Source organism: Acinetobacter lwoffii (assembly GCF_019048525.1).
Lineage (GTDB): Bacteria > Pseudomonadota > Gammaproteobacteria > Pseudomonadales > Moraxellaceae > Acinetobacter > Acinetobacter lwoffii_K.
On sequence record NZ_CP077369.1, the window covers coordinates 2,891,047 to 2,909,926 of the forward strand.

At 43.3% G+C, this 18,880-nt stretch carries 18 protein-coding genes; 11 read left to right on the top strand and 7 right to left on the bottom strand.

What is annotated here, in order from left to right; all coding sequences use genetic code 11:
• Positions 1 to 266: 266 nt before the first annotated feature.
• The gene (gene ychF, locus I6L24_RS13600) at positions 267 to 1,358 is read left to right on the top strand and encodes a redox-regulated ATPase YchF (RefSeq protein WP_004645523.1); all 1,092 of its coding nucleotides are present in this window, start codon (positions 267 to 269) and stop codon (positions 1,356 to 1,358) included.
• A gap of 46 nt (positions 1,359 to 1,404) precedes the next feature.
• Here ychF and I6L24_RS13605 read toward each other — a convergent pair whose 3' ends face one another.
• Positions 1,405 to 2,709 carry an IS4 family transposase gene (locus I6L24_RS13605; protein WP_005252158.1) on the bottom strand — a complete coding sequence of 435 codons (1,305 nt, stop codon included), beginning with the start codon at positions 2,707 to 2,709 and terminating at the stop codon, positions 1,405 to 1,407.
• Between the two features lie 261 nt (positions 2,710 to 2,970).
• On the opposite strand from I6L24_RS13605, the gene I6L24_RS13610 reads away from it, so the two are divergent.
• Positions 2,971 to 3,588 carry a superoxide dismutase gene (locus I6L24_RS13610; protein WP_216986187.1) on the top strand — a complete coding sequence of 206 codons (618 nt, stop codon included), beginning with the start codon at positions 2,971 to 2,973 and terminating at the stop codon, positions 3,586 to 3,588.
• Positions 3,589 to 3,778: 190 nt separating this feature from the next.
• Here the strand turns inward: I6L24_RS13610 and I6L24_RS13615 are convergent, their stop codons facing one another.
• Positions 3,779 to 4,276: a hypothetical protein gene (locus tag I6L24_RS13615; protein WP_005106524.1), complete on the bottom strand. Its 498-nt coding sequence runs from the start codon at positions 4,274 to 4,276 to the stop codon at positions 3,779 to 3,781.
• 103 nt (positions 4,277 to 4,379) lie between these two features.
• On the opposite strand from I6L24_RS13615, the gene I6L24_RS13620 reads away from it, so the two are divergent.
• From I6L24_RS13620 to dapC, 6 genes are all read left to right on the top strand, one after another.
• Positions 4,380 to 5,132: an AzlC family ABC transporter permease gene (locus I6L24_RS13620; RefSeq protein ID WP_004278940.1), complete on the top strand. Its 753-nt coding sequence runs from the start codon at positions 4,380 to 4,382 to the stop codon at positions 5,130 to 5,132.
• On the top strand, positions 5,129 to 5,476 hold the full coding sequence (gene ygaH, locus I6L24_RS13625; protein WP_004278941.1) for an L-valine transporter subunit YgaH: 348 nt from the start codon (positions 5,129 to 5,131) through the stop codon (positions 5,474 to 5,476). Before I6L24_RS13620 ends, ygaH begins: the two co-directional genes overlap by 4 nt.
• A 93-nt stretch (positions 5,477 to 5,569) precedes the next feature.
• The gene (locus I6L24_RS13630; protein WP_086044658.1) at positions 5,570 to 6,169 is read left to right on the top strand and encodes a hypothetical protein; all 600 of its coding nucleotides are present in this window, start codon (positions 5,570 to 5,572) and stop codon (positions 6,167 to 6,169) included.
• A 160-nt stretch (positions 6,170 to 6,329) separates the two neighbouring features.
• A complete protein-coding gene (purT, locus tag I6L24_RS13635) occupies positions 6,330 to 7,544 on the top strand; it encodes a formate-dependent phosphoribosylglycinamide formyltransferase (protein ID WP_171057027.1) in 1,215 nt (404 codons plus the stop codon).
• Between the two features lie 26 nt (positions 7,545 to 7,570).
• A complete protein-coding gene (glnD, locus tag I6L24_RS13640; RefSeq protein ID WP_216986188.1) occupies positions 7,571 to 10,243 on the top strand; it encodes a [protein-PII] uridylyltransferase in 2,673 nt (890 codons plus the stop codon).
• Between the two features lie 17 nt (positions 10,244 to 10,260).
• Entirely contained in the window at positions 10,261 to 11,430 is a 1,170-nt protein-coding gene (gene dapC, locus I6L24_RS13645; protein WP_216986189.1) for a succinyldiaminopimelate transaminase, read from the top strand.
• A 102-nt stretch (positions 11,431 to 11,532) separates the two neighbouring features.
• Here dapC and I6L24_RS13650 read toward each other — a convergent pair whose 3' ends face one another.
• Both I6L24_RS13650 and msrB read right to left on the bottom strand, forming a co-directional pair.
• Complete coding sequence (locus I6L24_RS13650; RefSeq protein ID WP_004278946.1) at positions 11,533 to 12,009, bottom strand: glutathione peroxidase; 477 nt, start codon at positions 12,007 to 12,009, stop codon at positions 11,533 to 11,535.
• On the bottom strand, positions 12,006 to 12,425 hold the full coding sequence (msrB, locus tag I6L24_RS13655) for a peptide-methionine (R)-S-oxide reductase MsrB (protein WP_004645533.1): 420 nt from the start codon (positions 12,423 to 12,425) through the stop codon (positions 12,006 to 12,008). The genes I6L24_RS13650 and msrB overlap by 4 nt, the downstream gene beginning before the upstream one ends.
• A gap of 228 nt (positions 12,426 to 12,653) precedes the next feature.
• On the opposite strand from msrB, the gene I6L24_RS13660 reads away from it, so the two are divergent.
• Positions 12,654 to 14,084: a pyridoxal phosphate-dependent aminotransferase gene (locus I6L24_RS13660; RefSeq protein WP_044113023.1), complete on the top strand. Its 1,431-nt coding sequence runs from the start codon at positions 12,654 to 12,656 to the stop codon at positions 14,082 to 14,084.
• Positions 14,085 to 14,297: 213 nt separating this feature from the next.
• Positions 14,298 to 15,509, top strand: a complete 1,212-nt coding sequence (locus I6L24_RS13665) for a YbfB/YjiJ family MFS transporter (protein WP_216986190.1) — start codon at positions 14,298 to 14,300, stop codon at positions 15,507 to 15,509.
• On the opposite strand, the gene I6L24_RS13670 is transcribed toward I6L24_RS13665, so the two are convergent.
• From I6L24_RS13670 to icd, 3 genes are all read right to left on the bottom strand, one after another.
• Complete coding sequence (locus I6L24_RS13670) at positions 15,488 to 16,045, bottom strand: M23 family metallopeptidase (protein ID WP_216986635.1); 558 nt, start codon at positions 16,043 to 16,045, stop codon at positions 15,488 to 15,490. The genes I6L24_RS13665 and I6L24_RS13670 overlap by 22 nt on opposite strands.
• Before the next feature lie 143 nt (positions 16,046 to 16,188).
• On the bottom strand, positions 16,189 to 16,317 hold the full coding sequence (locus I6L24_RS16775; RefSeq protein ID WP_267460046.1) for a hypothetical protein: 129 nt from the start codon (positions 16,315 to 16,317) through the stop codon (positions 16,189 to 16,191).
• 299 nt (positions 16,318 to 16,616) lie between these two features.
• Entirely contained in the window at positions 16,617 to 17,873 is a 1,257-nt protein-coding gene (icd, locus tag I6L24_RS13675; protein ID WP_216986191.1) for an NADP-dependent isocitrate dehydrogenase, read from the bottom strand.
• Between the two features lie 194 nt (positions 17,874 to 18,067).
• On the opposite strand from icd, the gene I6L24_RS13680 reads away from it, so the two are divergent.
• Positions 18,068 to 18,856: an rRNA large subunit pseudouridine synthase E gene (locus I6L24_RS13680; protein ID WP_004278952.1), complete on the top strand. Its 789-nt coding sequence runs from the start codon at positions 18,068 to 18,070 to the stop codon at positions 18,854 to 18,856.
• Positions 18,857 to 18,880 lie beyond the last annotated feature (24 nt).

An 18,880-nucleotide genomic window follows, 5' to 3' on the forward strand; every position in this document is an offset into this window, starting at 1 on the left:
CAGGGCGTGTAGGCCGCTGTTTTATTCAGATACTTTAGTCACTCACTTTTAGAAAAACAATGTGATTTTTATTCAAAAGTAAAATACTGGCTGATTATTCCTCTATGGTTGGTGGACTCACTACACATCCCGGAAAGCTCAGCGAGTCATTTTAGGTCGCCAGAAGCATTTGATTGCAATAAACCACAAGCACATGACCTGACTTTAGTCATGCTTTCATGTAAAATCGGGGGCAATTTTTATATAACGCTTTTGTGAGTTATTTCATGGGTTTTAATTGCGGTATTGTCGGCTTGCCGAACGTTGGTAAATCTACACTTTTCAATGCCTTAACCAAAGCTGCTATTGCTGCAGAAAACTTCCCTTTCTGTACGATCGAACCAAACACCGGGATTGTACCTGTTCCTGATCCACGTTTAGACAAATTGACTGCAATTGTTAAACCGCAACGTGTTATTCCGACTTCTATGGAATTTGTAGACATCGCAGGTCTGGTAGCGGGTGCTTCTAAGGGCGAAGGCTTGGGTAACCAGTTCCTGGCCAACATTCGTGAAACTGATGCAATTGCTCACGTTGTGCGTTGTTTTGAAGATGAAAACGTCATTCATGTGAATGGTCGTATTGATCCACTGGATGACATCGCTACGATTAATACCGAACTTGCGCTCGCAGACTTAGATGCTGTAGCCAAAGCAATTACGCGTTTGACTAAATCTGCTAAAGGTGGTGACAAAGAAGCGCTAGCCACTAAAGCTGTTCTGGAAAAAATCCAACCTTTACTGGATGAAGGCAAACCAGCTCGCGCAGCGGACCTAGATGATGACGAACGCAAGCTGGTACGTGGCTTTGGTTTAATGACCCTTAAACCAACCATGTATATTGCCAACGTTGCTGAAGACGGTTTTGAAAATAACCCCCATTTAGATGCAGTGAGAAAATTGGCCGCTGAAGAAAATGCGATTGTGGTTCCACTTTGCAACCAGATTGAAGCTGAAATTTCATTGCTTGAAGATGAAGACCGTGCTGAATTCCTTGAAGCAATGGGCATGGAAGAGCCGGGTTTAAATGTGGTCATTCGTGCAGGTTATTCATTACTTGGCCTACAAACTTATTTCACTGCGGGCGTGCAAGAAGTTCGTGCCTGGACCGTGAAAGTTGGCGCAACTGCACCACAGGCGGCAGGCGTGATTCATACCGACTTTGAAAAAGGCTTTATCCGTGCAGAATGTATCGCTTATGATGATTTTGTGCAGTACAACGGCGAAGCCGGTGCGAAAGAAGCAGGTAAATGGCGTCTAGAAGGTAAAACTTATATCGTTCAGGATGGCGATGTTTTACACTTCCGTTTTAACGTTTAAGTCGTTGCTGTTTGAAAAAGCCCCCTTCTTGGGTAATGCCAGTCAGTTAAGAAATTGACTGGCATTTTCTTGGATATTTTTGTGCTTTAATTTTCACTACTCGCGGACATTGCCTTTGCCTTTTTTCAGGTAATACAAATATTTTAGATTGTTCAAATAATTGCGCTAAATGTTTGGGTAGGTTTCCTGCTGATTCTAAAGGTGTGTGCCTTAAGATATTGATAATACTCATAGATGCAATATGGAAACTGATCCTTAAAGGACTCACCTTTGCATGTTCAGCGATAAACCTCATCTGTCTTCTTAAGATATTATATGCAATAAATACCCCCCACAATTCTTGATAGACCAAATCAGGTTGTTTGCTTCTTAAAATCCTTGCATCCTGTAAATCACTTTTAATTTCCCGATAACACATTTCTATTTCCCAACGCTGGATATAAAGCATTGCAAGGTCTTTGAATGGATAAACTTTAGAATTTGTTAATGATGTAATGTAACGTCTTATTTTTCCTGCATATTCAACTTCAATTAAACGTGCTTCCCAATAGTCACCCAATGACGGATTTATCTTTTTTGCTCTTGCTGAAACAAGCATTTTGATCTGAAAGTCATGGGCCGCATTATGATGAATCACTTCATAACGCAGGTTGTCCTTTGCTCGCATCAACCAATGACTCTCTTCTGCCTGAGATTGCCAGCTCACTAAAAAATCAGCAGAGAAGTAAGCACGATCAAATAGGGTAATACTGCGAACTGGTGCTTTTAATTGACTGGCTAAGGTTAATTCACCTTGATCCATACTGCCCATTTGGGCATCAATCATTTCATGGGTATTGGTATTCACCAGGCAAGTCACTCTAACTTGTGGGTAAGGTGCAGCTGCTGTTTTGCCTTTGGATGAACCAAAGTGCTTAAAGTTTTCTTCTGTATGAGGCATAGACCAAACCACACCATCTACAGCACAAACGCATAGACCGTGAAAGTTGCTATATTGTTGTTGTGAGTCTTTAAACCATGCCTGACTTAATGTCGAAAATAAAGCACTCATGGGTTCTAAGCCTAAGCGTTGTCTTGCTTGTACGGATGCACTCGGTACACAGTATTCTGCCGTACCGAAAACAAGTTGCAATTGTTGAACCACATACCAAATCGGTTGATTTCGAAATAGAGCAAGTCCGATTACCAGCCAAACAACATGTTCAGCAGGCAGTTTTCTTTTTCGAATTGATGCTTTACCTGTTTGGTCTAAGCAATCTTCAATCCAGTTTAAATCAATCAATTCACTGAATTGTGAAAGTGAAGGTAGGGTTTGTTTTAATGTTAAATCTAGATTCTGAGATAAATTCATAAAAAAAGAGCGTATTTACATACGCTCTTTTTACAGCATTTTAACTTTTTTTGCTTAACTGACTGGCATTACCTATATCAGGGGCTTTTTTTATTACTTTTAAAAAGAGGATTCATACATATAACAACCTTTCTGAAAGCGCATAAGATCAACACATATTAACAATAATGATAACTATTCTCATATATAAATATTAAATTAGGGCGTATCTTAAATCTAATAAAAAATAACCTAACTCCATTCTCTCAAGGAATCCTGCCAATGAGCTACACCTTGCCTGTACTACCTTATGCTTATGATGCGCTAGAGCCTCATATCGATGGCAAGACTATGGAAATTCATCATAGCAAGCATCATCAAACCTATATCAATAATATCAATGCAGGAATAGCGGGCACAGAATGGGAAGATTTATCGGTCGAAGCCTTAATTAGCAAATTCAATGAAGTGCCCGAGCAACTCAGACAGAACGTGATCAACAATGCTGGTGGACATGCCAATCATTCCCTGTTCTGGACAGTGATGATTCCAGACTGCGGTGGTCATCCCGAAGCTGAAATTGCCAAGGCAATCGAACATGAATTAGGAGGATTCGAGGCATTTAAAGAAGCGTTTACCCAAGCAGCGCTTAGCCGTTTTGGTAGTGGGTGGGCCTGGTTAAGTATGGCGCCAGATCAAACGCTTATTGTGGAAAGCAGTGCCAATCAGGATTCTCCGCTGATGCATGGCAATATTCCCCTTTTAGGTCTGGATGTCTGGGAACATGCTTATTATTTACAATATCAAAACCGTCGTCCGGAATACATCTCGGCTTTTTTCAATGTTGTGAACTGGAAAGAAGTAAATCGTCGTTATTTGGAAGCATTAAACACGCTTTAAATCTTTGAGGAGATCGACCATGTCTACACGTACAATGATTCAACGCATGATTGGCAGCACACTCCTGATCTGCGGTGTAATGGTACTTTTATTAGAACATATGTGGATGCCCTATTTTTAAAGCTTATTTTGCTAAAAAAGCCAGTCATTCAGACTGGCTTTTTATAAGTACATTTAAATGGGCAAAGGTTTATTGCATATTGGCAATTGCAGTACCTTTTTGCTTAGGATCGGTATTTCCGAGTGCAGGATGGGCAATGGCATTCTGACATTGCAGTTTATCCCGCTCATAATCCGCCTGTTTTTGTTGCAGGCTGTTGCCATTTTCCATGGTCGTCCGCGCCCAGATTTCCAGACTGGTCAAAGCTTTACGACACAGAGCATATTTGCCTTCGGTCACCGAATCGGTCATTTTGACATTAATACGCCAGTCTGTACTCAATTTACGTGCTGGTTGACGTACCTGTGTTTCCAGCTGATCCACTTCTTTATTATAGACCAGTGGATCCACTTCATTGATCAGTTGCCATGCGGCATTGGCATAAGTCGTCGCATCATTAGTCAATTTAGGTGCCGGTTTAATTTCTGGCTTATCAGTCGATTGACTGTCATTCCCACACGCTTGTAACAATATTGCCGTGCTTATTAAAGCAGCAGTCAGCATCGCACGTGTCTTGAACATCCACATATCAGGCTCGCCAATTTAAACATTTCGGCACTATGCTATTAAATTCACGTAGAATACACAATCTTCATTTGACCCATCGTTCAACTCTCCTTCAAGGTGTGTCGTGTCTGAACCGAATCAACTCGCTACGCAACCTGCTGGCTTCTGGCAAGGTGCAAAAGATAGCCAAGCGATTATCTTCACTTATTTACCAGTGTCGTTTGCTTTTGGTGTTTCAGCCACTCAGTTTGGCTTTACCGCCTGGGAAGCACTGTTCCTGTCCTGCTCGATGTATGCAGGTGCCAGCCAGTTCCTGGTGGTCGCTCTCTTAGGTAGTGGAACATCTATCTGGATGACGGCATTAACCGTGATTGCCTTAGACATTCGTCATCTGCTTTATGGCCCTGCGTTACAAAATCTGATTCAAGACCGGCTGAATTTAAAGAAAACGGCAATCTGGTCTTGGGGTTTGACCGATGAAGTTTTTGCCTCCGGCATGATCAAGCTCTCGCAACGGCGACAGGAATGGTCAGAATCCTGGATGCTCGGTTTAAGCCTGTTTAGCTGGATGTCCTGGGCACTCGGATCTTTCCTCGGTGGATTGTTTGCCGATCAGGTCAGTAACCTGCCGCAATTCTTACAGGCTGCGCTGGATTTCTTGTTACCTGCGCTGTTCCTGAGCTTCTTGTTAGCCGCTTTTGAGAAAAAACATACTTTTGTTGTAGCTGTCACAATTCTGGTGTCTGCGATTGCCTGTTATTTTATCGACCTGTCTGCCGCGATCTTTATCGGTATAAGTTCTGGTATTTTCGCAGGCCTGTTCAAGCACTATATTCTGAAACAGCCAGATCCTGAACACGCAGGAGATCAAGCATGAATCTAGAGATTATTCTGGTCGGGATTTTAGTCGGGATTGCCAATTTTGCCTCGCGCTTTGGTCCTTTTTTTGTCATTCAAAAATTTCAGCAAGGTTCGCAAAAACGCGGAGCGTTGTGGCTAAAAATTGCCTTGGGTTCAATTGGCATCGCTGCGATCAGCTCCATGTTGGTAGTTGCTACCCTGCCACCTTTATTAGAAACGCCGAATAAAAGTTTTGCGATGCTGGTTGGCTTTATTGTGCTCACGGTTTTGTACTTTAAGTTTAAACGTATTGTGATGGCGACACTGACCGCAGCGCTCACCTATGGCCTGGTTTACACCTATGTTCCAGTACCCTTTTAAGCTTTAACTCGTTGATCAATCGAAACAAAGACTTATGCTAAACTCATAGTATAGGTCTTTTTTATATAACAATAAAAACAAGGAAGGATGCGCATGTTTGAGGTCAAACAGGTGATTGAAGGCAAAATCTTTATTCATCATCGGCGCGATGAAATGTTAACCGTATTCCATCGACATGAAGTGCCGGCACAATATTTTGAATGTTTTATCAATGCTCAAAATTTTACCGGACATTTTGTCGAAATACATGCTCAACCAGCAGATCAAGTTCGGGTGGTTTATATTAAAAAGAATAGCACCCATCAAATTATTGCTATGCTTAATCAGAGCCAACACGTGCTGCATCTTCATCCCTTGACATTGGTCTTAGGTAAGTGGAGCTTCATACATCGTGTCCTGCCGAATACTCTAAAAATTTTTGCTAGTTTATTTGCGCTCCTTATTATTCTTTTTTCAGCTACCGCCTTTTCAGCAGATCAGTTCCAGCTCGTCGCCGTCTTGCGAGACAGCATTCAATTCACAATTTTTGGACTACTGTTATTTTTGCTGTGCTTGGTACTGCCTTTTGTATTGCCCTATGCCTATTTCCTGCATGTTCGTACATTACGTCTGTTAAAGATGTTGAATATCAATGCTGAACACGTTGCACAAATAGAAAAGCTCAAGTCTCAAAGCGGGATTTATCTTCTGTAAACGCAGTCTGACAGCGATGTGAAAATGACAGCGCCTCCTTATTCAAATCCAGAAAAACTTTATAAATAAAACTGTTGGTCAATATCACAATTTTGTATGAATCTTGGCTTAACTGTCGGCTCAGTTCTGCTATGCTAAAAGTCCATAAAATCAAGCATGGATGATCCACATGAGCGTGACTATTGGTACTCCCCTTCAATCTTCTGCCTATAAAGTTCTATTATTGGGTTCTGGTGAACTGGGCAAGGAAGTGGTGATTTCACTACAACGCCTTGGAGTCGAAGTTCATGCTGCTGACCGTTATGATCATGCCCCTGCCATGCAGGTTGCGCATTATTCCTATACCTTGAATATGGCAGATGCTGTAGAACTCAAACAACTCATCAATCAAATCCAACCACATTTAATTGTTCCTGAAATTGAAGCGATTGCGACCGAAGTTCTGCTTGAAATAGAAGCCCAGAACATTGCTACAGTCATTCCTTCTGCTAAAGCCGTCAATCTGACCATGAACCGTGAAGGTATTCGTCGTCTGGCTGCGGAAGAACTCGGTCTGCCAACTTCAGCTTACCGTTTTGCCGACAGTTTAGAATCCTTCCGCGCGGCCTGTGACGATGTCGGCTATCCAAACTTTGTGAAACCGGTGATGTCATCTTCAGGCAAAGGTCAGTCTCGTGTTACCCGTTTTGATGAAGTCGATGCTGCCTGGGAATATGCGCAAACCGGTGGCCGGGTCAATCAGGGTACTGTGATTGTAGAATCACAAATTGACTTTGATTTTGAAATTACCTTATTGACTGTTCGTGCAAAAAATCCAGAAACCGGCGAAATCGAAACGTCTTATTGCGACCCGATCGGACATCGTCAGGACTCAGGTGATTATGTGGAAAGCTGGCAGCCTCAACCGATGACTCCAGCCGCGCTGGAAGAATCCAAGCGCATTGCCAACAAGGTCACTACAGCACTTGGTGGCTGCGGAATCTTTGGAGTGGAACTCTTTGTAAAAGGCGACAAAGTATGGTTTAGTGAGGTTTCCCCACGTCCACACGATACTGGACTGGTGACTTTAGCCTCCCAATTTCAAAGTGAATTTGAGCTGCATGCACGTGCTATTTTAGGCTTGCCGGTGAATACTGCACGACATAGTGTGGCTGCCAGTGCGGTAATTTATGCTGGAGTAGATGGCCGTAATCTTTCATTTTCTGGCCTGAATCTTGCTTTAGCAGACGGCAATACCGATTTGCGCCTGTTTGGCAAACCAGAAGGTTTTAAACGTCGTCGTATGGGCGTTGCCACGGCACGTGCAGAAACTATTGAACAGGCACGTGAACTGGCCCTCCAGGTCGCCAACCAAGTTAGCGTCAACCAAAACTAAGCTGAAATACCAACGGACGACTGTACATGATCAACACCCATCCACTGCTGAATTACGCTAAAAGCAACCATGACATTAAAGCCATCAATCAATGGCGCAGTGATGTCGAAAATCAGCTTCAGGAAAGTTTTGAAAATGGCCAGTCGATTCGGGATATTATTCTGGCGCGTTCCAACCTGATTGATGAAGCATTGCAGTTTCTCTGGCAGCATGCCGAACTGGATCAAACTGATTTGGCCCTGTTTGCAGTCGGAGGCTATGGCCGTCGTGAAATGCTGCCTTATTCTGATGTCGACATCATGATCTTGTCAGAAGACGAGATTAACCCGGAACAGGAACAACTGATTTCTACATTCATTTCATCGCTTTGGGACGTGGGGAATTTCAAACCCGGTATCAGTGTCCGCACCATCAATGAATGTGTCAATCAGGCCAGCAGTGATCTGACCGTCGCCACCACCCTGATCGAAGCCCGCCTGATTATTGGCAATGAAAACCTGTGCAAATGGCCACGTCGTATCGTGTCACGTACCTGGACTGACAAAACTTTTTTTGATGCCAAGATGGATGAGCAGCATAAACGCTATGCTCAGCACAACAATACCGAAAGCAATCTGGAACCGGATATTAAAAATGCGCCGGGTGGCATCCGTGATATCAACCAGATTGGCTGGATTGCCAAACGGCATTTCCGCGTCAATCGCATTTATGATCTGGTACATCTCGGTTTTATTTCAGAATTTGAACTCGGTGTGCTTGAGGAAGCCGAAAGTTTCCTCTGGGAAATCCGTCATCACCTGCACCGCCTGACCAAGCGCGATGAAAACCGCTTATTGTTCGATTATCAGCGTGATATTGCTGCCAAATTTGGCTATGTACGTGAAGAGGCGCATCATCCGAACTATCCAATTGAACAGTTCATGAAGCGCTATTATCGCAGTGCACAGCAAGTGTCTACGCTGAACGAAATGCTGCTGGCCTATTTTAATGAATCGGTCATTACGCCACGTTTACCGCAATATGAACGCCAGATCGAAGAAATCAACCAGAACTTTAAACTGGTCGATGGCAAACTGGCTGTGCAGCATCACAAGATTTTCTCGGAAAATCCAAACGCAATTCTGGAAATTTTCTATTTACTAGCCAATCGTCCTGAGATCGAAGGTATTCGTGCGCGTACTTTACGCCTGCTGACCTTGGCTGGAAAACGCATTGATCAGGATTTTCGTGATAATCCGGTGCATCAGGCGCTATTTATGGCGATTATCCGTTCACCGCATCGACTCTACGATACTATGGTCGCGATGAAGCGTTATGGTGTGCTTGGAAATTACATCCCGGCCTTTGGACAGATTCTGGGACTGATGCAATATGACCTGTTCCATATCTATACGGTCGATGCACATACCTTATTGCTGCTGCGTAATTTAAACCGCTTTAAAGAACCTGAATTTGCCAAGGAATTTCCGGTGGTCAGTTCAGTGTTTCAGCGTCTGACCCGTCGTGACATAGTCTATCTGGCAGCAATTTTCCATGATATTGCTAAAGGTCGTGGCGGTGACCACAGTGAACTCGGTGCCAGCGACGCGATTAAATTCTGCCGTAGCCATGGCTTTACTGAACGCGAAAGTAATCTGGTGGCCTGGCTGATCCAAAATCATCTGATGATGTCGGTGACTGCCCAGAAAAAAGATATTTCCGATCCGGATGTGGTCAAAGAATTCGCCGAAAAAATGGGTGACATGGAACATCTGGACTATCTGTACACCCTGACAGTCGCCGATATTAACGCCACCAATCCGAAGCTGTGGAATACCTGGCGCGCTTCGCTGATGCGTCAACTATATACTCAGGCACGTGACGTAATCCGTTCTGGTCTGGGCCGTCCGGTTGATTATCAAATGCTGATTGAAGATACTAAATTTGCAGCCAGTGAACTTCTGGTTCAGGACTTCTCACTGGATGAGGTAGAAAAAGTCTGGCAGGAACTTGGTGATGACTATTTCCTCAAAGAAACAGCAGATGAAATTGCCTGGCATACCCGTGCCATTTTACAACACGGCGATAATCCTGCCCCACTGGTGCTGATGCGGGCGCACCGTAAATATGCGCAGGATGCGGTACAGATCTTTATTTATACGCAGGATCAACCCAACCTGTTTGCCACCACCGTGGCTATTCTGGATCGTATGAATCTGGATGTACAAGACGCACGGATTATTACAGCGACTAAAGCCTTCAGTCTGGATACCTATGTAGTACTGGACCGTTTTGGTACCTTATTGACCGATCCGGAACGCGAAGCCACAGTGATTGAAGCTCTGAAAGATGCCTTGAGTCATTCTGATGAATATCCGGGCCTGATGCAGCGCCGGATTCCGCGTCAATTACGTCATTTCGATATTGAAAATACAGTCGATATTAGTATCAATCCTGCCTTGAATCAAAATATGGTCGAAATCGCTACTCTCGATCATCCTGGTTTACTTGCCAAAATCGGTGGTTTATTTATGATGCAAGGCCTGGATATCCACTCTGCCAAAATTGCCACACTTGGCGAACGTGCCGAAGATATATTCTTTGTTACCAAAAAAGATGGCAACCCTATGACACCTGAAGAATCCGCCGAATTTGCAGCTGCACTTAAAACCGCGCTGGATGAAGCCTCTCATCAGGTTTGTAGTCAACACTCACATTAAAACGCGGTTACTTATTCATGAACTCTAGCTTGTCTCTACTGCATCCTTATCCGTTTGAAAAGTTAAATCAGCTTTTTGCGGATATCCAGCCTGCAAATATGCCTTTAATTCCCCTGTCGATTGGCGAACCAAAGCATCCTGCACCGGAGTTTGTGAAACAAGCGATTATCGATAACTTTAAACATTTATCGACGTATCCCAACAGTAAAGGCCTGCCTGAGCTACGTGAAAGTATTGCCCAATGGCTGACACGCCGTTTTAAGCTCAATAGCATTAGTACAGACAGCAATATCCTGCCTGTTTCCGGTACGCGTGAAGCGATTTTCTCGTTTGTACAGGCTTTGGTGAATCGGGAAGAGGCACCTTATGTAGTCATGCCGAATCCGTTTTACCAGATTTATGAAGGTGCAACACTGCTCGCAGGTGCCAAACCTTATTTCATCAACTGTACTGAGGAGAACAATTACCTTGGTGATTTTGATGCTGTGCCGGCAGAAGTCTGGGAAAAGACCACGCTATTATTTGTCTGTACCCCAGGCAATCCAACCGGTGCAGTGCTGTCCAAAGAACAGTTTAAAAAACTGATTGCCCTGTCGGATCAATACAACTTTGTGATTGCTTCAGACGAATGCTATTCGGAACTGTGGTTTGATCAGGCACCTGTAGGTTTACTGGAAGTTTGTGCTGAAATTGGCCGGGATGACTATAAAAACTGTGTGGTGTTCCATTCACTGTCTAAACGTTCTAACCTCCCGGGCATGCGTTCAGGTTTTGTTGCTGGTGATGCCAGCCTGTTAAAACCTTATTTGCAATATCGTACTTACCACGGTGCGGCGATGCCGGTTCAGCACCAGTTAGCTTCAATTGCTGCCTGGGATGATGAAGCACATGTGGAAGAAAACCGGGTGCAATACCGTGCCAAGTTTGATTTATTCCAGCAAGAACTCGGTCATCTGCTGCCACTCAAAAAACCGGATGCAGGTTTCTATTACTGGTTAAAAGTCGACAATGATGAAGCCTTTGCCAAACATTTGATGGAAGAAGCACATATTAAAGTTCTTCCGGGTCGTTATTTATCCCGCGATACTGAACAGGGTAATCCGGGTGAAAATCATGTACGTCTAGCACTTGTGGCCGATCTGGCGCAATGTGAAGAAGTCATTCAACGCCTGAAAGCCATTCTCTAAGTTTTAATCATGATTAAAAAACCCACTGAATTGAAGTGGGTTTTTTAATTGAAATCAGATGAGTTCTATTTTTATCTCATACTGATAAAATAACACAGAGTATTACAACACTTTTGCAATTTCATCCTCAAGATCTTCAGGCTTGGTGGTCGGAGCAAAACGGTTCAATACCTTGCCATCACGTCCGATTAGGAACTTGGTAAAATTCCATTTAATTCCATTGCCTAAAATACCTTTGGAATTATTGGTTAAATAGCGAAAAATGGCGTGCGCTTCAGGGCCTTTGACATCTACCTTGGAAAACATCGGGAAAGATACCCCGTAATTCTTCTGGCAAAATTCACCAATCTGTTCATTGGAACCCGGATCTTGGCCGCCAAACTGGTTACATGGAAATCCCAAAATTTCCAGACCTTGATCTTTATATTTTTCGTAAAGTTTTTCTAATCCTGAAAACTGTGGGGTAAAACCACACTTACTCGCTGTATTGACGATCAAAAGTACCTTGCCTTCATAATCTGCAAGTGGCTTGCTTTTGCCATCTAACAATTCAGCTTCGAACTGATAAATGTTAGTCATGGATAGGTTTCCTCATCATTTTTTTCTTGTGTTTCTAAGTCTAGAGAAGCCGAGTTGACACAATAACGTAAGCCCGTCGGTTCTGGACCATCCGGGAAAACATGCCCTAAATGTGCGTCACAATGATGACAAACTATCTCAGTTCTGACCATTCCGTGTGAAGTATCAGGTAATTCTTCTACTACTGAACTGCTGACGGGACGGTAGAAACTTGGCCAGCCACAGCCGCTGTCATACTTGGTCTCAGAAGAGAACAGTGGCGTGCCGCAGCAACGACATACATAAGTGCCATCTTGCTTGGTATTCCAGTATTTTCCAGTAAATGCCGGCTCGGTTCCCTTCTCGCGCGTAATGCGAAACTCCTCAGGTGATAACTCTCTTTGCCATTCCCGGTCTGATTTATTGAGTTTTCCCATGATCACATACCTTTTTATCTTGCTATTTAAAATAGGATAATCCTATATTTACGTGATTCATTTTAAAAATTCTAGTCTTTATTCAACATTTTACAAAAGACATATAATGCCCAAAAAAGCAAAAAGAAAGCAAATATAAAAATAAAAGTAAGCAATTTTTACATTAAATGTTTTTTAGTGAGCAAATTTAATGGTATTCTTAGCTCTAAATTTGCTCAGGATTAAAAAATGTCGCAAAAAAAGAGCGTAATTTTTAAAAATCTGCTGCCTGTGATCAAACAATATCAGCAGCTTGGATTTACGCATGAAAAAATTGTTGCACTACTTCGAGATGAACATGATCTCGATCTAGTCACAACTGAGACATTTAAAAGTTATTTATATCGTTATGCAAAAGTGACCTCCACTCCTTCCGAGAACATCAAAATGCCGAACACTTTCCAAACCCCTCGCGAGATCAAGAAATCATCTAAGCTCGAGCATGTATGCTACGACATTCGCGGACCTGTGTTACGAGCGGCCATCGAGATGGAAGAAGCCGGTCACAAAATTATCAAATTAAATATTGGTAACCCTGCCCCATTCGGTTTTGAAGCCCCACAAGAAATTATCAACGATGTGGCTTTAAACCTGTCGAATGCGATTGGCTATACCGATTCCAAAGGGATTTTCCCGGCGCGTAAGGCGATCTGTCAGTATTATCAGCAAAAAGGCATTCTAGATATGCACGTCAATGACGTCTATATCGGTAATGGTGTGTCTGAACTGATCGTGATGGCCATGCAGGGTCTGCTGGATGATGGCGATGAAATGCTGATTCCAATGCCGGATTATCCACTCTGGACGGCAGCAGTGAATCTGTCTGGCGGTACTGCGATTCATTATAAATGTGATGAAGAAAATCACTGGTATCCAGATATTGCTGATATGGAAAGCAAAATCACGCCGAATACGCGTGGTATTGTGATTATCAACCCGAATAACCCGACCGGTTCGGTTTACCCACGTCATGTGTTGCAACAAATCGTCGACTTGGCCAAGAAATATGACCTGATTTTATTTGCTGACGAAATCTACGACAAAATTATTTACGATGGGATTGAGCATGTTGCTGTAGCAGCTCTGGCTGGCGATCAGCTCTGTGTTTCGTTTAACGGTTTATCTAAAGCCTATCGTATTGCTGGTTTCCGTTCCGGCTGGATGGCCATTACCGGCAATAAAGCACGTGCAGCAGACTATATCGAAGGTCTGGATATGCTTGCATCGATGCGTCTGTGTGCCAACCATCAGGCACAATATGCAATTCAGACTGCACTGGGCGGTTATCAGTCAATTAACGACCTGATTCGTCCGGGTGGGCGTTTATATGAACAGCGCAATATTGCCTGGGAAATGCTGAACGAGATTCCAGGTGTGTCTTGTGTCAAACCTGAAGGCGCAATGTATTGCTTCCCGAAACTGGATCCGAATGTGTATCCAATTCAGGATGATGAAAAACTGATGCTGGATTTGTTACGTGCAGAGAAAGTACTTCTGGTTCAAGGGACAGGCTTTAACTGGCCAACACCGGATCATTTCCGTGTAGTGTTCCTGCCGGCTGAAAATGAACTGCGTGAAGCCATTACCCGTGTTGGCCGTTTCTTGGCCAAGATACGTTAATTCTTGAAATAGACAATATAAAAAACCGCGTTGAGACGCGGTTTTTTATTTCTATGAAAAAATTCAGGCTTTTGACTGATGAAATCTTAAAAATCTTACCGGTTTCTTTGAGCAAATTTCTGCACTCAATGGTTTCTTTTCAGGCAATTTTTCCCTTTATTATGAAGATTCATGTTATTTTTTGACCAAACATAAAATTCCATGAGTACACGGATGTCCTCAAACACAATCAAGCTCAGCCTGTTTCTTTGTCTTAGTATGTGCTTGGGCATTGGCATTCTTCGCTTTTCTTATACCGCACTGTTACCTGGCACACGCGAAGCCTTTGGCTGGAGTACAGATTTTGCCAGCCTTTTGGGCAGTGCCAATTTGCTGGGTTATTTAATCGGTGCATTTACGGCCATGCGCCTGCCTCAAGACCGCAGCATGAGTACCTATATTCAAATTTCAGCCTTTGCCGGCATGTTCAGCCTGATGTGCTGTGCATTTTCTGGTTTTTCTGAAGTATGGTATATCGCTTGGCGGATTATTTCCGGGATCAGCGGTGGACTGATGATGATCTTATCGCCGAGTGTGGTTGCACAGTGCTGTGAACTTCAAGACCGTCTTAAAATCAACTTTATTGGTTTTAGCGGAATTGGACTAGGCGTTTTAATTGCGACCCTGTTTCTGCCTTATCTGGATCAAATTTCCATACAGACGGCCTGGCTAATCTTATGTGGTTTTGCTTTGCTTATCTGTATCGTTTTAAGTTTACTGATTCAGAAATTTAAGCCGTATTTGTCCGCACAAGCCCCTTCGGTTATCTCTACTCTATCTTTGAATAGCGTCTTTTATAGTTTATTGACGGTTTACGCCTGTAGTGCTTTCGCCTATATACCACATTCACTCTTCTGGATTGATTATTTAAGCCAGCAGTTGGGATTGAGCTTGTTCTGGATTAATTTCAACTGGATTCTGTATGGACTAGGTAGTGCTTTAGGCGCCTTGAGTGCTTATGCACTGGCCAGAAAATGGGGTAATTTTGCTGCCCTGAAAATTCTTTATAGTCTTTATATTATGGCTATTTTTATTGCGACTCTAGATGCCAGTCCATTGCTCACTTTTAACTCTTCCTTTTTCACTGGGATGCTAAATCCGGCTGTGGTCTTCCTGACCTCCTATACCATTTTGCAACTGTATGGACTGGCTTATAAAAAGCTCTGGAGTATTGCTACCTTGTGTTTTGCCTCGATTCAGCTGATCGGTGGACTCAGCTTTAGTGCGCTGCAATATTTTGGATTGAGCTATCATCAACAGTTCATACTGGCCACATTGGTTCTTTTATTAGGAACATTGCAATTGTTCTGGTGTACACGTCCTGCCAGACTCAAGCCTGAACAACAAACTCAGCCAGTGTCTGCTCATGGAGAAGGAACTAAATAAGGATAAGGATTGGTTGCTCCTTGCCCACCCAGATAAATCCCATAATGTAAATGCGGTGGGGTATTTTTAGCATTGCCCGTATTACCCACATAAGCGATGACTTCACCTGCTTCGACCCAGTCGCCTTCCTGAATATCCGCTGCATAATCATCCAGATGTGCATAATAATGCTGACTCATATTGGGGCCAGTCACCCAGATAATTTTTCCACCCAGATTATTGGTGCCAATCCTACGCACAATCCCTTGGGTCGCGCTAAATACTGGCGTACCACGTTTGGCAAAAATATCCGTCCCTTCGTGTTTACGACCTGCACTACGCGCTGCTCCCCAAGTATCATTAATTTGGCCAACTCTGACGCCTTCAACCGGAATCTGTAGCGGAGCTTCTAACTTGGTTCTCTGTAATTGCCAATATAGATAAGGGCTTTTCCAACCGGCTGCTTCACCTGAAGGCGGTGGCTGACAGGCAGTTAGTAAAAAACCTATAGATAACAGTAAGTTTATAATCCGAAGAAATTTCACCAATATTCGCATCAAATTAAATAGATGACTTTTATCTTAATCATCACGGCCTAATTTAAAGTCACAATCCTGTTATTTTTAGTGATGATTTTATATTAGCCTCCAAATAACAAAACCCTCAAATGAGGGTTTTGTTATTTCAGGTGGATAGGAGATTATCTACGTTTTTTAGCACGAGATGGTTTCGATGGTTGTTGTTGTTGCTGTTGCTGCTCTTCATTCTGAGCATTGTCCTGCTTATCTTTTTGTTGGACCTGCTTATGTCTCGCTTTAGCTTTAGCCATGATTTACTCCTTTGGAGAAACGTCTCTATATCACTGGAAGTTCCATTCATCACTGTAACGTTTATACAAAATAAGCCAATCGCTGAGCTGTATCCAAATACGTCAATGTAATACAAGCTTTAGTAAGTCGTTCAGCTTAGAACGAATCATTTCTAGGCTCATTACACTTCTTACATGATCTTGCAGCCTGATACTTATTTTAACGTTTAGCTCTTATCTGTTCAGACTTTGCCTGGAAATAAAACTATAAAAAAACCCGCAATTACTACGGGCTTTAACTCATAAATTGCTTCGCAATTTCAGGTATCCATATTAGCAATAATCGCCTCACCAAACTCGGAACAACGAAGTAAGGTCGCCCCTGGCATCAGACGCTCGAAATCATAGGTCACCGTTTTTGCCGCAATCGCACCCGAAATCCCCTTGATGATCAGGTCGGCAGCTTCTGTCCAGCCCATATCACGCAACATCATTTCAGCAGACAAAATAATCGAACCCGGATTTACTTTATCTTGTCCGGCATATTTAGGCGCTGTGCCGTGGGTTGCCTCATAGACTGCAATCGAACCGCCAATATTGGCACCTGGTGCAATTCCGATTCCACCGACTTCCGCGGCCAGCGCATCAGAAATATAGTCACCATTTAAGTTGAGTGTCGCAATCACAGAATATTCTGCTGGACGCATCAGGATTTGCTGCAAGAAGGCATCTGCAATGACATCTTTAATAATAATGTCTTTACCCGTTCTTGGATTTTTGATTTTAACCCACGGACCACCATCTAAAAGCTCACCGCCAAAACGTTCCAGCGCAACTTCATAACCCCACTCTTTAAACGCCCCTTCGGTATATTTCATGATATTGCCTTTGTGCACTAACGTCACACTAGGCTTGTCATTTTCAATGGCGAACTGGATGGCTTTACGCACCAGACGCTGGCTACCTTCTTTGGAAACAGGCTTGATCCCGATCCCACAATTGTCTTCAAAGCGGATGTTGGTTACACCCATTTCTTCTTTCAGAAACTTGATAACCTTTTTCGCTTCCGGAGAATCTGCTTTCCATTCAATACCGGCATAAATATCTTCTGAATTCTCACGGAAAATCACCATATCGGTCAGTTCAGGATTATGTACCGGCGAAGGCACGCCCTCGAACCAGCGCACCGGACGTACACAAACATATAAATCCAGTTCCTGGCGTAGGGCCACATTCAAGGAACGAATACCACCACCGACTGGCGTGGTCAGTGGGCCTTTGATCGATATTACATAATCGCGCAGCGCTTCGAGAGTTTCTTCAGGCATATAGGTGCCGTAAATTTTGTCAGCTTTTTCACCGCAGTAGACTTCCATCCATTCGATGGAACGCTTCCCGGCGTATGCTTTTTGCACAGCAGCATCTACCACAGTTCGCATTGTTGGTGTAATATCTGCACCAATTCCATCCCCTTCGATAAATGGGATAATTGGATTATTTGGTACGTTGAGTGACAGGTCTGCATTAACGGTAATTTTGGTACCATCCACAGGTACTACGATTTTTTGATATCCCATTATTAGTATTCTCCCGGATGCCGCTGACAAATCTAAAATAATTGCCGATTAGGCAATACTTTCAACTGTTCTTAACGCATAATATTCTAATCCAGATTTGTTGTTTTTGAGATTTATACGGGAAATAACTAAATTTCCCTTTTAAATAAACCTCTACATTTTTTAAATTAATGTAATTATAGAAGTTATTTCCTATGAAAATCGTCATTCTAAACAAACCTTATGACGTCCTCTCCCAATTCCGTGCGGATGAAAAGCACCCAACCATGGCTGATTTTGTCAACGACAAAGATTTACGTCTTGCGGGTCGTTTGGACATGGACTCAGAAGGTCTGGTTTTCCTCACCGATCACGGTGGTCTCAACCAATATATCACCAATCCTGCCAATAAAAAGTTTAAAACTTATATGGTGCAAGTGGAAGGTGATGTGACCGAAGAAGCACTTGAACAGCTTCGTAAAGGCGTTGAACTGAAAGATGGCATAACGCTTCCTGCACGTGCTGAAAAAGTGTCTGAACCGGAATGGCTGTGGGAGCGTAATCCTCCTGTACGTTTCCGTGCCTCTGTTCCAACGTCTTGGGTTGAGATTTCGATCTGTGAAGGTCGTAACCGTCAGGTTCGTCGTATGACATCTGCTGTCGGCTTCCCTACATTGCGTTTGATCCGTACCAAAATTGGTGAGATTGATTTGGTTCGTATGGGATTGCAACCGGGCGAAACCAGAGAAATTGAACCATTATTATATCCGGACTTCCAGAATGTTCCTGCGGAAGAACCATACCGTTCACGTTCTTATGTGAAAAAGCCGGGTGGTACGGGTGGTAAGCCAATGGTTCGCAAGAACAAAGATGGTTCTGTGAAAAAGTCTGGCACCAAACGTATCTGGCAAATGGATGAAAGTGAAAAGCCGCGTCGTAAGACCAATGGCACAACTCGTCCAAATACCAAAGCACCACGTGGTCGCGGCCGCGGTCGTGGCTAAGTTTGAATAGATTCAATCAAGCTC

Bases quoted from the DNA above. Each gene is read 5' to 3' on its own strand.
- ychF (WP_004645523.1), top strand. From the start codon at position 267: ATGGGTTTTAATTGCGGTATTGTCGGCTTGCCGAACGTTGGTAAATCT.
- I6L24_RS13605 (WP_005252158.1), bottom strand. From the start codon at position 2,709: ATGAATTTATCTCAGAATCTAGATTTAACATTAAAACAAACCCTACCT.
- I6L24_RS13610 (WP_216986187.1), top strand. From the start codon at position 2,971: ATGAGCTACACCTTGCCTGTACTACCTTATGCTTATGATGCGCTAGAG.
- I6L24_RS13615 (WP_005106524.1), bottom strand. From the start codon at position 4,276: ATGTGGATGTTCAAGACACGTGCGATGCTGACTGCTGCTTTAATAAGC.
- ygaH (WP_004278941.1), top strand. From the start codon at position 5,129: ATGAATCTAGAGATTATTCTGGTCGGGATTTTAGTCGGGATTGCCAAT.
- I6L24_RS13630 (WP_086044658.1), top strand. From the start codon at position 5,570: ATGTTTGAGGTCAAACAGGTGATTGAAGGCAAAATCTTTATTCATCAT.
- purT (WP_171057027.1), top strand. From the start codon at position 6,330: ATGATCCACATGAGCGTGACTATTGGTACTCCCCTTCAATCTTCTGCC.
- glnD (WP_216986188.1), top strand. From the start codon at position 7,571: ATGATCAACACCCATCCACTGCTGAATTACGCTAAAAGCAACCATGAC.
- dapC (WP_216986189.1), top strand. From the start codon at position 10,261: ATGAACTCTAGCTTGTCTCTACTGCATCCTTATCCGTTTGAAAAGTTA.
- I6L24_RS13650 (WP_004278946.1), bottom strand. From the start codon at position 12,009: ATGACTAACATTTATCAGTTCGAAGCTGAATTGTTAGATGGCAAAAGC.
- msrB (WP_004645533.1), bottom strand. From the start codon at position 12,425: ATGGGAAAACTCAATAAATCAGACCGGGAATGGCAAAGAGAGTTATCA.
- I6L24_RS13660 (WP_044113023.1), top strand. From the start codon at position 12,654: ATGTCGCAAAAAAAGAGCGTAATTTTTAAAAATCTGCTGCCTGTGATC.
- I6L24_RS13665 (WP_216986190.1), top strand. From the start codon at position 14,298: ATGTCCTCAAACACAATCAAGCTCAGCCTGTTTCTTTGTCTTAGTATG.
- I6L24_RS13670 (WP_216986635.1), bottom strand. From the start codon at position 16,045: ATGCGAATATTGGTGAAATTTCTTCGGATTATAAACTTACTGTTATCT.
- I6L24_RS16775 (WP_267460046.1), bottom strand. From the start codon at position 16,317: ATGGCTAAAGCTAAAGCGAGACATAAGCAGGTCCAACAAAAAGATAAG.
- icd (WP_216986191.1), bottom strand. From the start codon at position 17,873: ATGGGATATCAAAAAATCGTAGTACCTGTGGATGGTACCAAAATTACC.
- I6L24_RS13680 (WP_004278952.1), top strand. From the start codon at position 18,068: ATGAAAATCGTCATTCTAAACAAACCTTATGACGTCCTCTCCCAATTC.